Source organism: Allobosea sp. P2_A10, from assembly GCF_056405115.1.
Genome location: NZ_JBFUCS010000001.1, coordinates 722,970 through 743,211 on the forward strand (window position 1 = coordinate 722,970; position 20,242 = coordinate 743,211).

At 67.6% G+C, this 20,242-nt stretch carries 14 protein-coding genes; 11 read left to right on the forward strand and 3 right to left on the reverse strand.

Annotated elements, in window-relative coordinates:
- Positions 1–4 precede the first annotated feature (4 nt).
- The gene (locus AC1DZY_RS03540; RefSeq protein WP_476818667.1) at positions 5–1,693 is read right to left on the reverse strand and encodes an AMP-binding protein; all 1,689 of its coding nucleotides are present in this window, start codon (positions 1,691–1,693) and stop codon (positions 5–7) included.
- Positions 1,690–3,771 (reverse strand): 3-hydroxyacyl-CoA dehydrogenase NAD-binding domain-containing protein, encoded by a 2,082-nt coding sequence (locus tag AC1DZY_RS03545; RefSeq protein ID WP_476818668.1) that lies wholly within the window; start codon positions 3,769–3,771, stop codon positions 1,690–1,692. Before AC1DZY_RS03545 ends, AC1DZY_RS03540 begins: the two co-directional genes overlap by 4 nt.
- A 249-nt stretch (positions 3,772–4,020) precedes the next feature.
- Between AC1DZY_RS03545 and AC1DZY_RS03550 the strand changes: the two genes are divergently transcribed.
- From AC1DZY_RS03550 to AC1DZY_RS03595, 10 genes are all read left to right on the forward strand, one after another.
- Entirely contained in the window at positions 4,021–5,211 is a 1,191-nt protein-coding gene (locus tag AC1DZY_RS03550; protein WP_476818669.1) for an ABC transporter substrate-binding protein, read from the forward strand.
- Between the two features lie 178 nt (positions 5,212–5,389).
- Positions 5,390–6,262, forward strand: coding sequence for a branched-chain amino acid ABC transporter permease (locus AC1DZY_RS03555; protein ID WP_476818670.1), 873 nt, complete (start codon positions 5,390–5,392; stop codon positions 6,260–6,262).
- Positions 6,263–6,266: 4 nt separating this feature from the next.
- Positions 6,267–7,235 carry a branched-chain amino acid ABC transporter permease gene (locus AC1DZY_RS03560; RefSeq protein ID WP_476818671.1) on the forward strand — a complete coding sequence of 323 codons (969 nt, stop codon included), beginning with the start codon at positions 6,267–6,269 and terminating at the stop codon, positions 7,233–7,235.
- Positions 7,222–7,935, forward strand: a complete 714-nt coding sequence (locus AC1DZY_RS03565) for an ABC transporter ATP-binding protein (RefSeq protein ID WP_476818672.1) — start codon at positions 7,222–7,224, stop codon at positions 7,933–7,935. Before AC1DZY_RS03560 ends, AC1DZY_RS03565 begins: the two co-directional genes overlap by 14 nt.
- 176 nt (positions 7,936–8,111) lie before the next feature.
- Positions 8,112–8,828: an ABC transporter ATP-binding protein gene (locus tag AC1DZY_RS03570; RefSeq protein WP_476818673.1), complete on the forward strand. Its 717-nt coding sequence runs from the start codon at positions 8,112–8,114 to the stop codon at positions 8,826–8,828.
- A gap of 13 nt (positions 8,829–8,841) precedes the next feature.
- Positions 8,842–9,798 (forward strand): NAD(P)H-dependent flavin oxidoreductase, encoded by a 957-nt coding sequence (locus AC1DZY_RS03575; protein WP_476818674.1) that lies wholly within the window; start codon positions 8,842–8,844, stop codon positions 9,796–9,798.
- Positions 9,799–9,815: 17 nt separating this feature from the next.
- The gene (locus tag AC1DZY_RS03580; protein ID WP_476818675.1) at positions 9,816–10,559 is read left to right on the forward strand and encodes an enoyl-CoA hydratase-related protein; all 744 of its coding nucleotides are present in this window, start codon (positions 9,816–9,818) and stop codon (positions 10,557–10,559) included.
- 40 nt (positions 10,560–10,599) lie between these two features.
- Positions 10,600–11,394, forward strand: a complete 795-nt coding sequence (locus tag AC1DZY_RS03585; RefSeq protein ID WP_476818676.1) for an IclR family transcriptional regulator — start codon at positions 10,600–10,602, stop codon at positions 11,392–11,394.
- A complete protein-coding gene (locus tag AC1DZY_RS03590) occupies positions 11,391–11,915 on the forward strand; it encodes an N-acetyltransferase family protein (RefSeq protein WP_476818677.1) in 525 nt (174 codons plus the stop codon). Before AC1DZY_RS03585 ends, AC1DZY_RS03590 begins: the two co-directional genes overlap by 4 nt.
- A gap of 7 nt (positions 11,916–11,922) precedes the next feature.
- Positions 11,923–13,122 carry a CaiB/BaiF CoA transferase family protein gene (locus AC1DZY_RS03595; RefSeq protein WP_476818678.1) on the forward strand — a complete coding sequence of 400 codons (1,200 nt, stop codon included), beginning with the start codon at positions 11,923–11,925 and terminating at the stop codon, positions 13,120–13,122.
- 196 nt (positions 13,123–13,318) lie between these two features.
- On the opposite strand, the gene AC1DZY_RS03600 is transcribed toward AC1DZY_RS03595, so the two are convergent.
- Positions 13,319–14,773: a serine protease family protein gene (locus tag AC1DZY_RS03600; RefSeq protein WP_476818679.1), complete on the reverse strand. Its 1,455-nt coding sequence runs from the start codon at positions 14,771–14,773 to the stop codon at positions 13,319–13,321.
- Positions 14,774–14,978: 205 nt separating this feature from the next.
- Here AC1DZY_RS03600 and AC1DZY_RS03605 point away from each other — a divergent pair, with 205 nt between their 5' ends.
- Entirely contained in the window at positions 14,979–20,234 is a 5,256-nt protein-coding gene (locus tag AC1DZY_RS03605; protein ID WP_476818680.1) for an alpha-2-macroglobulin family protein, read from the forward strand.
- Positions 20,235–20,242 lie beyond the last annotated feature (8 nt).

Sequence of the window (20,242 nt, forward strand, 5' to 3'; positions counted from 1 at the left end):
GATCCTATGCGGCGGACGGGGTGGGTTTGGCGGAAGCCGCCAGTTTCTCTTGCTCTTCGGCGATCAGAACCTTGGCGAGCAGTTTGCCTGCCGCGCTGCGCGGCAGCGTCTCGCGGAATTCGAGCGCGCGCGGCATCTCGTGTCGGCCGAGCCGATCCTTCAGAAAGATCGTGAGTTCGTCGAGCGTGAAGGGCGCATGCCCGGCCTTGAGCTTGACGAAGGCCTTCGCTGCCTGGCCGCGATAGGCATCGTCGATGCCGATCACCACGACCTCCTGCACCGCCGGGTGCTCATAGATCGCGCTCTCGATAGCGACGGGATAGACGTTGTAGCCGCTCGAAATGATCATGTTCTTGCGGCGGTCGACGATCTCGAACAGCCCGTCCTCGTCCATACGGCCAAGATCCCCGGTCAGGAACCAGCCTTCGTGGAACGCCTCGATCGTGGCGGCCTCGTCATCGAGATAGCCCTTGAAAACGTTTGGTCCCCTGATCGCGATCTCGCCGATCTCGCCTGGCGGGAATTCGTCGCGCTCGGGTTCCAGCGAGACGATCCGCATGGCGATACCGGGCAGCGGAATACCGATCAGGCCCGGCCGCGGTTTTGCGTCCCTGGGCACACGCGATCCCGCTGGCGCGGTCTCGGTCATGCCCCAGCCATTGTTGAGCCTGACGCCCAGAATCCCTTCGAGCCGGGTCTGCACATCGAAGGGCAGCGGTGCGCCGCCCGAGACGCAGGAGCGCAGCGACGAGAAATCGACGCTTTCGACGCCGTCCCGATTGAGCAGCGCAAACCACATCGTCGGCACGCCCGAGAACAGCGTCGCGCGCTTGACCGCGATGTCGGCGATCAGCGTTTCCACATCGAAACGCTGACGCAGCAGGATCTCGTTGCCGTCGCGGATATGTCGCAGCAGGATCGTCGTCAGCGCATAGATATGGAACATCGGCAGCACGGCGATCGACTTCTGCGCGCCGGGCTCGAGCGGCTCACCATCTGTCCAGAGCCGGTAGATGTTCACTGCCGAGACGAGATTGCCATGCGTCAGCATTGCCGCTTTCGGCATGCCCGTGGTCCCGCCGGTGAACTGCAGCAACATGACGTCGTCGGGCGAGACGACGGGCCATGACGCCGGCGGCAGCGCGTCCATCAGGTCGTCGAGCCGGGCGACATTCGCCTGATTGGGGATGCCGAGCGGCGCTGCGTCTCCTTGCCCCCAGCGGCCATCCTCGCCGACGAGCAGACGCGCCACGGTGCCGGCCTCGATCAACTTCAGGGCGTTTGGCAGGAAGCCCGGCAGGTTTGTGGTGACGAGCCGCGTCGGCTTCGTCAGCTTGAGCTTGTGTTCGAGTTCGCGCGGCGCATCCAGAGCCGAAAGATGCACCACACTCGCGCCGCAGCGCGCGACGGCGAAGAACGCAACCGGATGCCAGACCGTATTGGGCAGCAGCAGCGCGACGCGATCTCCCGGCCGCACACCATCGGCGATCAGCCCGGCGGCAAGTTGGGCCACCATCCTGTCGAGTTCGCCGTAGGAGATCGTCCGCTCGCGGAACTCGATGGCAGACGCTTCGGGCCTCGACGCCACCGGCGCGGCCAGAAGCTCCGGCACGATCCCGGTCTCGACCGTCGCATCCCAGTCGCAGGCCTGCGGAAAACGCTGCTGCCAGATCGGGCGGGGAGCCGCCTTCACGCCGCTTGCGCCTTCAGCTCCGAAAAGCCCTTGCCCTCGGCGGCGAGCCGGCGCAGCAACGGCGACGGCTCCAGCGCCTTGTCGCCGCTCTCGGCAGCCTGGGCTTCCAGCCGCCTGACGATGACATCGAGCCCGACCGTATCGGCCCAATGCATCGGCCCGCCACGCCAGGCTGGCCAATTATAGCCGTTGAGCCAGATGATATCGATGTCGCCCGGCCGCGCCGCGATGCCCTCTTCGAGAATGCGCGCGCCTTCGTTGACCATCGGATCGAGCAGCCGCGCCAGGATTTCATCAGCAGTGAACGCGCGCCGCGTCACGCCCTTCTCCTGCGAGATGCGAGCGATCAGCGCCTCGACCTCCGGGTCGCGCTGGCCGGCGCGTGCGCCTTCCGGATAAAGATAGTAGCCACGGCCGGTCTTCTGGCCGAACCAGCCGCATTCGCAGATCGCGTCGGCGACCGCCGCCGTCTTTCCGCGCGATTTACGGGTGCGCCAGCCGATGTCGTTCCCGGCAAGATCCGACATCGCGAACGGCCCCATCTTGAAGCCGAATCCGGTCAGCGCGTTGTCGACCTCATGGGGCAGGGCGCCGGCGATCAGCAGGCGCTCGGCGGCGCGGGTGCGCTGCTCCAGCATGCGGTTGCCGACGAAGCCGAACCCGTTCCCGACCACGACCGGCACCTTGCCCAACGTCCGGCCCAATGCCACGGCGGTCGCCACGACATCGTCGGCGACACCCGCCGGCCGGACCACCTCCAGCAGCTTCATGACGTTGGCCGGACTGAAGAAATGCATGCCGAGCACGTCCTGCGGACGCTTCGTCGCCGCCGCGATCGTGGGAATGTCGAGATAGGAGGTGTTGCTGGCGAGGATCGCGCCCGGCTTGGCGATCTTGTCCAGCTCGCCAAAAATCTGCTGCTTGACGCCCATCTCCTCGAAGGCGGCCTCGATCACGATATCGGCGTCCGCCGCCGCCGCGAGCCCGACCTTGCCGGTGATCAGCGCCAGGCGTTTGTCGCGCAGTTCGGGCGTCAGCGAGCCGCGCGTCACCGACATCTCGTAGATCGCCGCGACCCGGTTCATGCCGTTGTCGATCTGCGCAGCCTGCGTCTCGATCAGCGTCACCGGGATGCCGGCATTGGCGAAACACATCGCGATGCCGCCACCCATCGTGCCGGCCCCGATCACGGCGGCCCTGGCGATCGGGCGCGGTGTCACGTTGGCCCCGATGCCCGGCACCTTGGCGGCGTCGCGCTCGGCGAAGAAGACATAGCGGAGCGCCTTTGAGCGCTCGTCGGCGACGAGCTTCAGGAACAGCGCCCGCTCGGCCGCAAGCCCCTCCGCAAAGGGCAGCGTGAAGACGCCACGCACCGCCTCGATCAGCGCCATCGCATTGGGCATGTCGCCGGACTTCTTCGTCGCATCCGCGGCCAGCGCCTCGAAGGCGCTGCGATCGACCTCGGTCTGCATATCCGTCCGCTCGCCGGTCTTCGGAGGCGCACCCCTGGCAGCCATGTCCTGCGCCAGAGCGACTGCGGCCTCGACCACGTCGCCAAGAGAGACGATATCCACGAGTCCGAGCGCAAAAGCCTTCTCGGCCGAAACCGGATCGCCCGACAGCATCATCGGGAACGCCTTGGCCGCCCCGATCAGGCGCGGCAGGCGCTGCGTGCCGCCCGCGCCGGGAATGATGCCGAGCTTGATCTCGGGCAGGCCGAGCTTGGCTGTGGGCACGGCGACGCGGCCATGACAGGCAAGCGCGACCTCAAGCCCGCCGCCGAGCGCGACGCCTTGGATCGCGGCCACGACCGGCTTGGCGCAGGTCTCGATGGCGTCCAGAACATCGGGAAGAAGGGGCTTGGCCGGCGGCTTGCCGAACTCGCTGATGTCGGCGCCGGCGATGAAGGCGCGGCCGGCCGCCGCGATCACGATTGCGTCGACGGCGGGGTCGGCGGCGGCCTGTGCGATTGCCTCGAACAGCCCGGCGCGCAAGCCCGCGCCCAGCGCATTGACCGGCGGATTGTCGATCGTCGCGACAGCGATCCTGCCGCGAAGGGCGAGCCGGACGAACTCCATGGGCGTCTTCCTCAAGCCTGAATCATATTCTGCATGGCAGAACGAGCGCCTGCGCTTGCGACCTTAGGAAGTGCCTCGACACCGCTTTGTCAAGCGGCCGGCCTCTTCTTGCGGCGCTGCGGCAGTGGCAATGCTGCACTGCAGAATTCAAGTCGCCGGCTTGACCCGCCGCGAACCACCATGCCATGCCTTGTGCAACGCCGCATCGGCAGCCGCGCAGGCCTGATGAAGAAGCCACTGGAGGAATTCATGATCCGTAGGACCTTCCTCGCGAAGTCCTTCCTCGCGACCACTCTGGCCGCATCCGTCGCGATGTCTCTCGCCATGGCCGCGAGTGCGCGCGCCGAGGACATCGCCGTCGGTGCGCATATGCCGCTGACCGGCTCCCTCGCCCGCTCCGGCCAATCCTTCAACGAAGGCATGCAGGTCGCGCTCAAGGTCTTCAACGAGGGCCAGAGCAAGCACAAGATCAAGATCGCCGTGATCGACGACGAGAGCCAGCCGGCCAAGGCGGTCACCGCCGTCGAAAAGCTGGTGTCCGACGGCGCGTCCGCCATCATCGGCGGTTACGGCTCCAACATTGTCGGCCCGGCGTCCGACACCTCGAACCGCCTCGGCAAGGTCTACATCACCGGCGGCGCGGTCTCCGACGAGCTCGTCGCGCGCGGCAACAAGAACTTCTTCCGCATCAACAACAATGCCGGCTACCAGCGCGGCATCGAGGGCCTGATCGAAGAGCTGAAGCCCAACGGCGTCTCGATCATCGCCTCGACCAAGGAAGCGCCCGCGCTTTTGGCCAAGGGCCTCGAGGAGAGCCTGGTCAAGAAGGGCTTCAAGGTCACGCTGCACCCGTTCGACCCGGCGATCACCGACTTCAAGCCGATCATCAACAAGGTGAAGCTGCAGGACAAATCCGAGATCATCTTCATGTCGGCCTATGAGAACGACTATGTCGGCATCATCCGCGCCGCCAAGGTTCTGAAGCCCGCCGTCAAGGCCGTGGTCGGCGCCTGGTCGCTGGCGACGCCGAAGATGTATTCCGACTTCCCCGACCTGATGAACAACGTCATCGGCACCACCTTCCTGCCCTTCCCTGTCGAGGTGAAGGACGAGGAGGGCAAGAAGTTCGCCGCCGTCTACAAGGAGATGTACGGCAAGGAGATCGAGTATGCCTCGACGCTCGCCTTCGTCGAGACGATGGTGCTCTGCGAGGCGCTCGGCCGCGCAGCCGACGCGGGCACACTGAAGAGCGCGGGCCTGCTCGCCGAGATGAAGAAGACCGACCGCCCGTCGCCGCTCGGCAAGATCACCTTCAACGATGTCGGCGACAACCCGAATTTCGCGCTCAGCATGGGCCAGCACCGTGACGGCAAGATCCCGCTGGTCTCTCCGGCCGAGTTCGCCACCGGCAAGTTGTCCTACCCGGCCGTGCCGTGGTGATTGCGAGCCCTCGCTCATACCACCCGCACCGTCGTTCCGGACAAGCCGCGTCAGCGGCGCTGATCCGGGATCCATCATAAGGCAGCGAGCCCTTCAGGGTGGATTCCGGGTCCGCGCTTCGCAACGCCCGGAATGACGATGCGCATACCGAATTGAGATCAGGGTCCACTCGCCACCGATGTTCGAACTCCTCCAGCAATCGCTGTTCTCCGGCCTGCTCGTCGGCTCGGTCTATGCGCTGGTGGCGCTCGGCATCGCGCTGACCTTCGGGGCGATGAAGATCATCAACCTCGCCCATGGCGAACTCGTGCTGCTGGCCGCCTACATGGCCTATTTCATCGAAAGCCGGACCGGCTGGAACCCCTATGCCGCGATTCCGCTCGCCTTTGCCGCGACCGGGGTCGTCAGCGTCGCGGTCTATCTGCTGATCGACCGCATCAAGCAGCATCGCGAGCTGAATTCGCTGATCCTGACCTTCGCCATCGGCGTCATCCTGACCAATGCGATCCTGCTCGTCTTCGCCAGCGACGTCCGCTCGACCGGTTCGCCTTTTCTGCAGGATGCGGTCTCCTTCCACACCGTCTATGCGATGAAGGGCGAGATCACCGCCTTTGTCATCAGCCTCGTGGTCATGGCCGTGCTGTGGTGGTGGCTCAAGCACAGCTGGTATGGCCGCGCCGTGCGCGCCGTCTCGTCCAACCGCGACGCCTCGATGCTGATGGGCATCGATCCGCGCCGGGTCGAACTCGCGGCCTTCATCGTCGCCGGCATCCTCGCCAGCGTGGCGGGCATCGCGCTCTTCACCATGAGCGTGGTCCAGCCGGCGCTGGGGCCGGCGCTCACCATCAAGGCCTTCATCGTCACGGTGCTGGCCGGCGTCGGCTCGATCCCCGGCGTCTTCTGCGCCGCGCTGCTGCTCGGAGTCACCGAGGCGATGACGGTGACGCTGGCGAGTTCCGCGCTGCAGGAGCTGGTCGGCATGGTGCTTTTCCTGCTGGTGCTCTTCTTCATGCCGAACGGTCTGTTCGGCGCGCGCGCCAGGCGCGGGTGAGGCGATGATGCGCAACCTTCCCGCCCTGTTGATGCTCGCCGTCGCCATCGCCGTACCCTTCATCTTCGGCGGCAACGGCTATGTCATGGGCCTGATGGTGTCGGGCCTGATCGTGGCCGGCGTCGCGCTCGCCTGGGCGCTGCTCGGCAATCTCGGCGGCATGGTCTCCTTCGGCCACGCCGCCTTCTTCGGCGTCGGCGCCTACACGTCCGCGATCCTCTCGGCCCGGACCGGACTGCCGGTGCCGCTCTCTCTCTTGGCAGGCGCCTGCGGCGCGGCGCTGTGCTCGGTCGTGATGCTGCCGGCGCTCCGGCTGTCGGGCCCCTATTTCGCGCTGGCCATCCTCGCCTACGCCCACATCTTCAAGATCCTCGCGACCGAGGCGACCTCGATCACCGGCGGCTCCGCCGGCGTCCAGCGTTTCCCGCCGCTGCCGACCATCGCCGGCTTCGATCTGTCGAGCCGCGTCGGCAGCTACTGCCTGCTGGTCGTACTGGTGGCGGCCTGCGCGCTGGTCTACCTGGCGGTGAAGCGCAGCCATGTCGGCACGGCGCTGCGCGCCATGGCCGAGAGCGAGGACGCAACCCGCGTCGTCGGCGTCAACGCGACGCTGCTCAAGGCCTGGATGCTACTGCTCTCGGCCTTCATTACCGGCCTGTTCGGCGCGATGAACGCCCACATCATCAACTTCCTCGAACCCGACTACGCTTTTTCCGGCAACTGGTCGGTGCTGCCGATCATCGCCGCGATCTTCGGCGGCTACCGCACCATCCTCGGGCCCGTCGCCGGCGCGGTGCTGATCTATCTGTTCGATCAGGTCGTCGCCAAGGAACTGCTGCCGATCGGCCACGAGATCATCCTCGGCTTCCTGCTCGCCGGCATGATCCTGATCGCACCCAACGGCCTGTTCGGGCTGTTTGAAAAGAAGCGCGGCAAGACATCGCAGACAGGAGCCGCTCATGCTGCGGCTTGAGGATGTCACCGTGCGCTTCGGCGGCCTGACCGCGCTGAAGGATGTCTCCTTCGCCATGGGCGCCGGCGAAATCCTCGGACTCGTCGGCCCCAATGGCGCGGGCAAGACGACGCTGTTCAACACCATCTCCGGACTGGTCCGGCCGCGAACCGGCAAGATCCTGTTCCAGGACAAGGAGATCGGCCGGCTGCCGCTGCACCGGCGCGCGCGTCTCGGGCTCGGCCGCACCTTCCAGATCCCGCAGCCCATGCATCATCTGACCGTGCGCGAGAACTTGACGGTCGCGCAGGTCTTCGGAGCCGGCAAGGCCGACGCCGCGCGCGTCGACGAGATACTGGAGGTGATGGAACTCGGCGAACACGCGAACCGAGATGCCGCTACCGAGCTCGCCTTGCAGGAGCTGAAGCGCCTCGAAATCGCCAAGGCCCTGGCGACCAACCCGAAGCTGCTCCTGCTCGACGAGGTTCTGGCCGGGCTGGAAAACCAGGCCAAGCGCCGCTTCGTCGACAAGCTGCGCGAGCTGCACGAGCGCTACAGCCTGGCCATCGTCATCGTCGAGCACGACATCGAGACGATCTCGAACCTGTGCTCGCGCGCCGTGGTCCTGAATTTCGGCCAGATGATCGCCGACGGCACGCCAGCAGAGGTCTTCCGCAACCCCGCGGTGGTCGAGAGCTATACGGGAGCGGCCGATGCTTGAGGTTACTGCCTCGGGCGATTGGTTTCACCACCCTCGCCGTCATTCCGGACAAGCCGTGAAGCGGCGCCGATCCGGAATCCATCACAGGGCACCGTCGTGCTTGATGATGGATTCCGGGTCTCCGCTTCGCTGCGCCCGGAATGACGGCGCGGGGATGACATCCGGAGTTCCTCTCCATGCTTGAGGTCCGCTCGCTCCGCGCCGGCTATGGCGCCATCAACGTGCTCTGGGACGTTTCGCTCGGCTTTCCCAAGGGCGAGCTGACAGCGATCGTCGGCCCCAACGGCGCCGGCAAGACGACGCTGTTTCGCGCATTGATGGGCCTGATCCCGCATCAGGGCGAGATCAGGCTCGACGGCCGCCCGCTCAGGGGCCGAACCTGGGACCTGATCGAGGCCGGCCTCGTCATGGTCCCGGAAGGACGCATGGTCTTCAAGGACATGAGCGTCGAGGAGAACCTCTCGCTGGGAGCCTATCCACGCCGCTGCCGCAATGCGCGTGCGCGCAATCTCGAGCGCGTCTTCGCACTGTTCCCGCGCCTGAAGGAGCGTCGCGCCCAGCTCGCCGGTTCGCTCTCGGGCGGCGAGGCGCAGATGGTCGCGATGGGGCGCGGCATGATGAGCGAGCCGCGCATCCTGCTGATCGATGAGCCCTCGCTGGGCTTGGCCCCCGTGATCGTCAAGGAGGTCTTCGGCATCATCCGCCGCCTCAAGGCCGAGGGTGTCACCATCGCGCTGATCGAGCAGAACACGCATATCGCGCTCTCGGTCGCCGACCATGTCCATCTGATGCGCGCCGGCAAGCTGCTGCTCAGCCAGAAGGCGGCGCAGGTCGATCTCGACCGCCTGCACGATCTTTATCTCGCCCGCGAAGCCGGGTCGGCCCCTCTCTGATCCGGAGCACTTCATGGCCCTGCCCGCCTCATTATCCGATGCGCTCAGCCTTCCCGTCATCGGCTCGCCGATGTTCATCGTCTCGGGCCCCGAACTCGTCATCGCGCAATGCCTGAACGGCGTCGTCGGCTCGTTTCCCGCGCTGAATGCCCGGCCCGCCGACCAGCTCGATATCTGGCTGACCCGGATCAAGAGCGAGCTCGCCGCCGCCAAGGCCGCCGATCCGACGCGAAAAATCGCGCCCTTCGCCGTCAACCAGATCGTGCATGCCTCGAACGACCGGCTGATGCACGACATGCAGGCCTGTGTGCGCCATCAGGTGCCGATCATCATCACCTCGCTGCGCGCGCCAGGCGAGATCGTCGCCGCCGCCCATTCCTATGGCGGCCTCGTCTTCCACGACGTCACCAATATCCGCCATGCCCAAAAGGCGCTGGAGGCCGGCGTCGACGGGCTGATCCTGGTCTGCGCCGGCGCGGGCGGCCATGCCGGCATGCTCAGTCCCTTCGCGCTCGTCGGCGAGATCCGGCGCTTCTATGACGGCCCGGTCATCCTGTCGGGTGCGATCGCAACCGGTCAGGCGATCCTCTCGGCGCAGGCGATGGGCGCGGATCTGGCCTATATCGGCACCCGCTTCATCGCGACGCAGGAAGCCAATGCCGCCCAAGGCTACAAGGACATGATCGTCGGCACCTCGGCCGCCGACATCGTCTACACGCCGTATTTCACGGGCGTTCCCGGCAATTACCTGAAGCCCTCGATCGCGGCGCAGGGGCTTGACCCGGACGATCTGCCCCACGCCGACAAGACCAAGATGAGCTTCGGTTCGGGCACGGCCAAGGCCTGGCGCGACATCTGGGGCTCGGGCCAGGCCGTCGGCCTGATCGACGACGCGCCGCCGGTCGCCGCCGTGATCGACCGGCTGAAGGCCGAATATGCGCAGGCGAAAGCCGCGCTTTGCAGCCGCTGAACGAGGACGCGACAGCCATGACCGGATCCATCCTGAGCGAAATCGTGGCCCCGGGCGTGACCCAGATCACGATGAACCGGCCCGAGCGCAGGAACGCGCTCGACCGGGCGAGCTATGCCGGGCTGATCGAGGCGATCGGCGCGGCCGAAGCGGACGCGGACATCCGCGCAATCGTGCTGACCGGCGCTGGCGGCTGCTTCACCAGCGGCAACGACATCAAGGATTTCGCCGCCGCCTCCGACACTGGACCGCGCGTCGCGATCGACTTCCTCGGCGCGATCTCGACGGCGAAGAAGCCCATCGTCGCGGCCGTCGAGGGCTTCGCCGTCGGCATCGGCACCACCATGCTGCTGCATTGCGACTTAGCCTTCGCGGGCAAGGGCGCGAGCTTCCGCCTGCCCTTCGTCGCGCTGGGCCTCTGTCCCGAGGGCGGATCGAGCTATCTCCTGCCGCTGATCGCCGGCACCAAGCGCGCTGCCGAACTGCTGATGCTGGGCGAAGCCTTCGGCCCCGACGCAGCGCAGGAGGCAGGCCTCGTCAACGCCGTGGTGGCGGAAGGCGGCGCGCTTACGCTCGCGATCGAGAAGGCCCGTGCGCTGGCTGCGCTGCCCCCGGAATCGGTCGCGCTGACCAAGTCGCTGCTGAAGCGCGGCCACGCCGCCCATGTTGCGGAGACGATTTCGACCGAGGGCCGCCTTTTCGGCGAAAGGCTGTTGTCGGCCGAAGCCAGGGCCGCCTTCGCCGCCTTCCTGAAACGGTGAGGCGATGGAACTGGGCCTTCACGCAGGGTCGCGCCGCCGCATGACGAGGCGGCAGGACGAGATGGCCGATCCCGGCCAGGATCGCCATTTCGTCACGGCGCTGGCGCGCGGGCTCGATGTGCTGGCCTGCTTCAAGCGCGGCGAGCAGGCGCTCGCCAATTCCGAGATCGCGCAGCGCTGCGGGCTGGCGCGCTCGACGGTGTCGCGGCTGACCCATACGCTGACGCGGCTCGGCTATCTCCATCACGTCCCGGAATCGGGCAGCTACAGGCTGGGGACGGCGCTGGTCGCGATCGGGGCCAACGCGCTGGCCGGGCTCGATGTCCGCCATCTCGCGCGGCCCGGCATGCGCGATCTCGCCGCCTTCGCCAACGCCTCGGTGGGCTTGGGCGTCCGCGACCGACTCGGCATGCGCTACATCGAGTGCTGCCCGGGCGAGACATCCATCGCACTCAACATGGATGTCGGCTCGCGCGTCTCGATGGCGAGGAGCTCGATGGGGCGGGCCTATCTCGCCATCTGCGACGAGGAGGAGCGGCGCTCGATCATGGAGGACATCCGCTCCGTCGACGAAGCCGGCTGGCCACGCCTGCATGACGGCATCCAGCGCGCCCTCGACGACTATCGCGAACTGGGCTGCGCCCGCTCCTTCGGCGAATGGCGCGCGAATGTCAGCGCGATTGCCGTGGCCTTCCGTCCCGGCGGCGGCCTGCCGCCGATGTCGATCAATTGCGGCGCGCCGACCGCAATCCTCGATCGCGTCTTCCTGATGGAGGAGGTGCGGCCGCAGCTCGTAGCGCTGGCGGCCAGCCTGGAATGCGTGATGGGCTCGTGAGCGCGGTCGTCGAGATTCGCCCCATCGCGATGGCCGACATCGCAGGCTTTCGCGCCGCGCTCGATGCGGTCGCACGCGAGAAGCGCTTCCTGCTGTTCGATGAAGCTCCCTCGCTTGATCGGATGACCGCTTTCGTCGAGACCAACATCGCCGCGAGGAACCCGCAGTTCGTCGCCCTCTTCGACGGCATGATTGTCGGCTGGTGCGACATTCTTCGCGAGACCAGCCGGCCGCTGCGCAGACATTGCGGCGCGCTCGGAATGGGCATCCTGTCGTCCCATCGTGGCATGGGTATCGGAAGGCTGCTATTGGGACAGACCATGGTCGCCGCGTTCGATGCCGGCATCATGCGCATCGAGCTTACCGTGAGGAGCGACAACGACCGGGCGATCGCGCTCTATCGCGCCGCGGGCTTCGTCGAGGAGGGCCATCAGCGCAAGGCCGTTCTGGTCGACGGCCAATACCGGGACCGTTATCTGATGGCCTGTCTGGCTCTGGACCTCGCCATGACAACAGCGTGACTTGCCGATGACCACTCTCGACCTCCCCCTTGCAGGCATCCGCGTACTCGATCTCTCGCGCATCCTCGCCGGTCCGTGGTGCGGGCAGGTGCTGGCCGACCTCGGGGCGGATGTGATCAAGGTCGAGCATCCCGACCGAGGCGACGACACGCGCGACTGGGGCTTTCGACTGGGCGAGCGCAACACCTGCTATTTCAATAGCGTCAACCGCAACAAGCGCGCGATCGGCGTCGATGTCGGCAAGCCCGAGGGCCTCGCCATCGTCCGCGATCTCGCGGCCCAAAGCGACGTGCTGATCCAGAACTTCAAGACCGGCGGCGCCGACAAGCTCGGCCTCGGCTACGACGCCCTGAGCGCCCTGAACCCCGGGCTGATCTACTGCTCGATCGCCGGCTATGCCTCGAACGGGCCCGAAGCCACCCGCCCCGGCTACGACCTCGTGATCCAGGGCGAATCCGGCCTGATGGGCATGAACGGCAATGACGACCAGCCGCCGCTGAAATTCGGCGTCGCCATCGTCGATCTCTTCACCGGCCAGTTCTCGGCGCAAGCCATCCTCGCCGCCCTGATCCAGCGCGGCCGGACGGGGCGGGGCAAACACATCGAGATGGCGCTGTTCGACTGCGGCCTCTCCGTCACCTCCTATTACGGGCTGGAGGCGCTGGCGCTGGGCGAAAATCCGCCGCGTTACGGCAACGCCCATCCCTCGATCGTGCCCTATGGCGTGTTCGACGCCGCCGATGGGCCGCTGGTCATCACCGTCGGCAACAATGCCCAATATGAGCGCTTCTGCCGCACCGTGATCGAACGGCCCGATCTGGCTCAGGACGCACGCTTCGCCACCAACCTGCTGCGCACCCAGAACCGCCCGACCCTGCTGCCGATGATCGAGGCCGAGCTGAGGGCGAGGCCCCGCGCGCTGCTGCTGGAGCGGCTCGCAGCCAACGGCATTCCCTGCGGCGAGGTGCTGGGCCTGAACGAGGCGTTGCGTTCAGAGCGGGCGGCGCAGGCCGGTATGGTCAGCGACGACGCCGACAGCACCGCGACGCCCTCCGTGCTGTCCCCGCCCTACCGGCTCGACGGGGAGCGCACGCCGCTGCGCCATCGCCCGCCGGGACTGGGACAGGACACCGACGCAGTGCTTGGTGAGCTCGGGCTCGCACCCTCCCGGATCGCCGAACTCAAGAGCGGCGGCATCATCGGCTGAGGGCTTTCGCCTTTCGGCGTGGTTTTTTTGTGGGACCACGCCGTCATTCCGGACAAGCGGCGTAGCCGCGCAGATCCGGAATCCATCGTCGAGCGCTGTCGAGCCTTACGATGGATTCGGGGTCTCCGCTTCGCTGCGCCCGGAATGACGGCGTCAGGTCGACCCGAAGGCGAAGGGTTCCGACGGCCGTACCATCCTACAGCCCGCACACCACCGGCAGCGCCGATTTGCCGACCTTGTCGACAACCGCGCCGGTGCTGAGCTCCGCGCCCGTAGTCGCTGCGGGGAGCGACAGGCCGGCCTTGGCGAGCATGGCCTGAAGCGCCGCGCCATCGCTCAGCGCATAGGCGCGCTGCGGCGCGACGCCAGCGACCAGCAGCTTGTCGGACGGATTGGCGGTGACCAGCCCCGCCAGTCGCCCCTGGCGATCGAAGACCGGGCTGCCGGCCTGCCCGGGCTGGAGCGGCGCATAGACCGCAGGAGCGGCGCCGATGCGCACGCCTTGACCGGGCAGCGCCATCGCGGCCCGCTTGCCGGCATCATCGCCGAACGCCACCAGCACGAGATTTTCGCGCTCCGCCAGTGCGTCGGTGCGTAAGGCCGCTGTCGGAGCGGCACCCGCGCCGTCGAGATCGAGCAAGGCAAGTCCGCTCGCATCGTCCTTCACGCGCAGACGTGCCGACCGGCCGCCGGCCCGCAGCGAGCGGCAGCCCTCGATCGCGGATACAACCGTCAGTGCGACCTTGTCGGAGACGGCCAACGCCACGCCATAGCGCTCCGTCGGCCGCACGACGGGCGGCACGAGAGCAGGGGACTGCGGCGGCGGCGAGCCGGCGACGCTGGCGATCGCGCTCGACGGGGTCGCCGGCGCAGGCCCGGTCGGAAAGGGCTCGAAGCTCGATGCGATCGCGATGACGAGCCGATCGACCTCGGTCGCCACGGTCTTGTCGTAGCCGATCGAGAAACCGCGCAGACCCTGCGGACCGAGCGCCAATCGACGATAGAACTTGCCGGTCGGAGTTTCGCCGGTGACGACGAAGAAGTCCGGGCGCAGCAATTTGTAGGTGATCTTGCGGCCGGGATTGTTGGGGTTGACCAGCGTCGCCTTCTCGAAGATCGCCTCCAGCGGCTCACCCGGCGGGCTCGTGCTGGCGTCGAGCGTGACCTTGCCGTCGGCGCTCTGCCAGCGGCTGCCGCCGGTCGGCGTCGCCTCGCGCTTGGGCAGGACCCGTTCGGGGATGCCGATGCGGACTCCGGTGCGCTCATCGGTGATCACACGAAACCCCGCCGCCTGACGCGCCGCCTGTGCCGCCTGACTGAGGGCTTGCCGCTCCTGCGGCGTGAGCACGCCGTCGGCGGGGCCGCGCCCGGCCTTGAGGGCGTTGATGGCCCGAAAGGTGAGAGGGCCGAAGGAGCCGCTGGCGGCGGCGCTGAATTGGCCGGCCCAGATCAGATCGGTCTGGATCGCCTTGCGCTCGGCATCCGGCAGCGCCTCGAACGTCGCCTGCGCCGCGGCCATCTGCGGGCTCGCAGCCGGAGCCACGGGGGCCTGCGCCAGGGCTGCGCCAGCCAGCGCGACCGTGACAGGCGCGGCCAAGGCGAGGCGAAGGGCGAGCGCCAGTCCGGTACAGGGTTTGATCGCATTGGCCATCGCGCATCTCCAGCATGGAGCGAGGAGGCGCCATTGAGCGTCAGATCGCGCCGGCCCGCAACTGCGATCGCCGAGAACCCATCGTCACCTTTCGCATTGCGCCGGCAGACGGCGGTGATAGCCTGCCGGCCGGATCAAAGATGTCGTTGTGCCGACACGCAAGGCGCTGGAATCGACGCCTCGGATCGCCCGGAGAGGACCGACCATGACCCTGCTCGCCCGTCTCGCCTTGACCGTCGGACTGACACTCGCCGCGATGCCGGCCTTCGCCCAGAAGGCCTATGTCCGCAACGATCTGGCGGCTGATGGCGCGAGGCTCGAGGAGCGGCTGAAGCGCGAGGTCTCGGTCAGCGGCAGGCAATCGGCCGAGGCGCTGCGGATCGGCACCGTGGCGCTGGCGCGCGGCGACGCCCGCGCCGCCCTGCCCCAGGCCAACGCCGCCGTGGTCGCCGAGCCCACCAGTTCCGCCGGCTGGCGCCTGATGGCCAACGCCGCCAACGCGATCGAGCCGCGCGATTATCGCGAGCGCTGGGAGCTGCGCGAGCGCGCGATCACGGCGGCCTATCTCGCCTATAGCCGCGCCGCCACTCGTCCCGAGGAAGCCGCATCGCTGGGCGTCCTCGCCCGCACCTTCGAGAAAAACGAGCTCTGGCGGCCGGCGCTGACGACCTACCGGCTCAGCCTCGACCTCGCCGACAACGCGCCGCTGCGCACCGCCTATGAGGCCTTGCGCGAGACTCGCGGCTTCCGCCTGCTTTCCAACAAGGTCGACGCCGATGCGGCGAGCCCGCGCGCCTGCTTCGAATTCTCAGAACCGCTGGCGCGTGGCCGCGTTGATTTCGCGCCCTATGTCGCGATCTCCGGCGGCAAGGGCGATTTCGCTGTCAGCGCCGAGGACAAGCAGATCTGCGTCGACGGGCTCAGGCATGGCGAGCGCTACGCCTTCGTCATCCGCCAGGGCGTGCCCTCCGCCATCCCCGACGAGAAGCTGACGAAATCGGGCGATTACGAAGTCTATGTCCGCGACCGTACGCCATCCGTGCGCTTCACCGGCAAGAACTACGTGCTGCCGCGCACCGGCCAGCAGGGCGTGCCGGTGGTCTCGGTCAATGCCGACCGGCTCGATCTCGAAGTCATGCGCATCGGCGACCGCAACCTGATCAACTCGGTCCATTCCGAGGATTTCCTCGGCCAGCTCGGCAGCTACCAGTCGAAGCAGATCGCCTCCGACAAGGGCCAGACCGTCTGGACCGGCTCGATGGAGGTCAAATCGGAGCTGAACAAGGACGTCATCACCGCCTTCCCGGTGGTCGAGGCCGTCGGCGCGCTCAAAGCCGGCGTCTATGTCATGTTCGCCAAGCCGTCGGGCGGCAAGATCGCCGCGCCCGCCTCCGACGGCGATGGCGGCGACTATGACGACGGCTCGACCCGCGCGACGCAGTGGTTCGTCGTCTCCGATCTCGGCCTGACCTCGTTTTCCGGCCCAGACGGCGTCCATGTGCTGGTGCGCTCGCTCGCCGATGCCGCGCCGGTCGCCAATGCGGAACTCCGGCTCGTCGCCCGCAACAACGAGATCCTCGGCACCGCCCGCTCCGACGCCAACGGCTATGCCCGCTTCGACGCCGGTCTCGGCAAGGGCCAGGGCGGCAACGCGCCGGGTCTCGTCACCGTCGCGATGGGCGAGGATTACGGCTTCCTCGACCTCAAGCAGACGGCGTTCGATCTCTCCGATCGCGGCGTCAAGGGCCGCGTCGCGCCATCGGGGCTCGACGCCTATCTCTACACCGAACGCGGCGTCTACCGTTCCGGCGAGACGGTCTACCTGACCTCCCTGCTGCGCGACGCCAAGGGCGCGGCCGTCACCGGCCTGCCGCTGACGATTTCTGTCAAGCGGCCAGATGGCGTCGAATATCGCCGCCGGCAGGTCGAGGATCAGGGCGCGGGCGGGCGCGCCCATTCGATCCCGCTGTTGCCGGGCGCCGCGACCGGCACCTGGCGCGTGCAGGCCTATGCCGATCCCAAGGGACCGGCGATCGGCGAGGTCACCTTCCTCGTCGAGGATTATGTGCCCGAGAAGCTGGAGCTGACGCTGACGCCCAAGGCGCCGGTGCTGCAGGCCGGCCAGCCGGCCGAGATCGATGTCGCCGCCCGCTACCTCTATGGCGCGCCGGGCTCCGAGCTCGATGTCACCGGCTCGATGACGATCCGCGCAGCGGCCGCCAGCGCCATCCCGGGCTTTGCAGGCTATCAGGTCGGCCTGACCGACGAAGAATTCCAGCCGGTCCAGAGCGATTTCGAGGAAAGCACAACCACCGACGCCGCAGGCAAGGTCACCGTCGCCAACCCGGTGACGCAGCCGGAGACCAACCGGCCTCTCGAGGCCGAATTCGTCATCCGCGTCGGCGAGCCCGGAGGGCGCGCGATCGCCCGCACGGTGACTTTGCCGATCGTACCCAAGGGCGCGGCGATCGGCGTCAGGAAGCTGTTCAAGGATGGCGAGATCGGCAACGGCCAGACCGCCGGCTTCGAGGTCATCATGGCCAATGGCGATGGCCGCAGGCTGGCGCGGCCGGGCGTGAAATGGACGCTGTCCAAGGTCACGCGCAACTATCAGTGGTTCTTCCAGGACGGGCGCTGGAATTTCGAGGGCGTCAAGCAGACCCGCCGCGTCGCCGATGGCGAGATCGCGGTCTCGGCTACCGCCGCAGCGCCGATCTCGGCCGCCGTGCAATGGGGCAACTACCGCCTCGACGTTGCCGCCGATGGTCCCGATTCCACCGAGACCTCGGTCTCCTTCACCGTCGGCTACGAGGCCGACAAGACCGCCGACACGCCCGACGTGCTCGACGTCTCGCTCGACAAGGGCGCTTATGCGACTGGCGAGACCATGCAGGTCCGGCTCGCGCCCCGCTTCGCCGGCAAGGCGACGCTTGCGGTGATCAGCGACCGGGTCAACGAGATCCGCACCATCGACGTCGCCGCCAACGGCGCGACCGCGTCGATCCCGGTCAAGGCCGAATGGGGCGCCAGCGCCTATCTCGTCGTGCTCGCGCACAGGCCCATGGACACCGCCGCCCAGCGCCTGCCCGGGCGCGCCATCGGCCTGTCCTGGTTCCAGATCGGCAAGGAAAGCCGCACGCTGGCGCTCGATCTCGGCGCGCCGCCTCTGGTGCGCCCACTTTCGAAGCTGACGCTGCCGATCAAGGTCACCGGGGCGAAGGCCGGTGAGGACGCCTTCGTCACCGTGGCGGCCGTCGATATCGGCATCCTCAACCTGACCCGCTTCGAGAGCCCCGATCCGAGCAAGTTCTTCTTCGGCCAGCGCCAGATCGGCCATGAACTGCGCGACCTCTACGGCTATCTGATCGACGGCATGCAGGGCGTGCGCGGCGCGATCCGCACCGGCGGCGATGGCGCTGCGACCGCGCCCGGCGAAAAGCCGACGCAGGAGCCGCTCGCGCGCTATTCCGGCGTGGTCAAGGTCGGCGCAGACGGCATGGCCAGGATCGAGTTCGACCTGCCGGCCTTCAACGGCTCGGTCCGCGTCATGGGCGTGGCCTGGTCGGCCGGCAGCACCGGGCAGGCCTCGGCCGACGTGATCATCCGCGACCAGGTCGTGGCGCAGGCGACGCTGCCGCGTTTCCTCGCCATCGGCGACCAGTCGCGTTTCCACCTCGCGATCAACAATGTCGAGGGGCCGGCAGGCGCCTATGTCGTCGATCTCGACGTGCGCGGGCCTGTTCTCGTCGCAGCCGATGCGACGCGACGCACCGTCCAGCTCGCGGCGGGCGGCAAGACCCAGATGACGATCCCCGTCACGGCGGCAGGCCTCGGCCGCGCCGAATTCGACGTCAGGATCACGGGTCCCGGCGGCATCGGCACGGTGCAGAACCTCGCCGTGCGCGTACAGCCCTCGGCCAATACGATCGCGCGCCGGATCGTCCGGCCGATCCCAGGCAATGGCGGCGCGATCACGGTGTCGGCCGATCTGATGGCCGATCTCGTGCCGAATTCGGGCCAGGTCTCCGTCTCGGTCTCGCCTCTGGCCTCACTCGATGTGCCGGCGCTGCTGAAGTCGCTGGATCGCTATCCCTATGGCTGCACCGAACAGACGGTGAGCCGCGCGCTGCCGCTGCTTTCGGTGAATAAACTCGCCTCGCTGGAGAATCTGGCGCTCGACGCCAATGCCGACGAGCGCGTCAATGGGGCGATCGAGCGCGTGCTGGCGCGGCAGGGCGGCAATGGCTCCTTCGGGCTCTGGAGCGTCGGCGGAGAGGATCTCTGGCTCGACGCCTTCGTCGCGGACTTCCTGACACGGGCCCGCGAGCGCCAGATCGCCGTGCCGCAGGTCGCCTTCAACCTCGCCCTCGACCGGCTGCGCAACCAGGTCGTCAACACGAGCGAGATCAACAAGGAGGAGGCCGCCGGGATCGCCTATGCGCTCTATGTCCTCGCCCGCAACGGCCGGCCGGTGATGGGCGATCTGCGATACCTCGCCGACAACAAGCTGAAGGATTTCGCGACCCCGCTGGCGCGCGGGCAGATCGGCGCGGCGCTGTCGCTGCTCGGCGATCGCGGCCGTGGCCGCGCCGCCTTCACCAGCGCGCTGGCGAGCCTGCAGGAAACCCGCGACGACGGCTTCTCGCGGCCCGACTACGGCACGCGCCTTCGCGATGGCAGCGCCGTGCTCGCCTTGATCGCGGAGGCCAATGGCGAGCGCGCCGACATCAGCCGCGCGGCCGCGATCGTCGACAGCGCGCGCGCCGCATCGAACTACACCTCGACGCAGGAGCAGATGTGGATGGTCGTCGCCGCCCAGGCGTTGGCCAAGGACGCGGAGGGCATGTCGCTCGTCGTCGACGGCGCGGAGCGCAAGGGCGCGCTCTACCGCACCCTCTCCGCCGAGGCGCTTGAGGCCAAATCCCTGACAGTCGCCAATCCCGGCGCGACGACGGCGCAGGCGGTGATCACTGTTGCGGGCATCCCGACCGGCGCCGAACCCGCGCTGAACAGGGGCTTCGGACTGGAGCGGGTGATCTACACGATGAAGGGCGAGAAGGCCGATCCCACCCGCCTGCGCCAGAACGAGCGCTATGTCGTGGCGCTCAACATAACCGAGCCGAACCCGCGTTATGGCCGTGTCCTGCTGGTCGACCCCGTACCCGCCGGGCTCGAGATCGAGAACGCCAATTTGACGGAGGGCGCTTCGGTCGCCGGGCTCGACTGGCTGAAGCAGGAGGTCTCGCCGGTTCACACCGAAGCGCGCGATGACCGCTATGTCGCAGCCTTCGACCGCCCCGGCAATACGACCCAGAAGCTCGCCTTCACCGTCGCCTATATCGTCCGTGCGGTCTCGCCCGGCCGCTATGTCGCGCCGGCCGCCGTGATCGAGGATATGTACCGGCCCGATCGCTTCGGCCGGACGGCGTTCGGGACGGTCGACATCGCCTCGGCGCGATAGACCCGCAG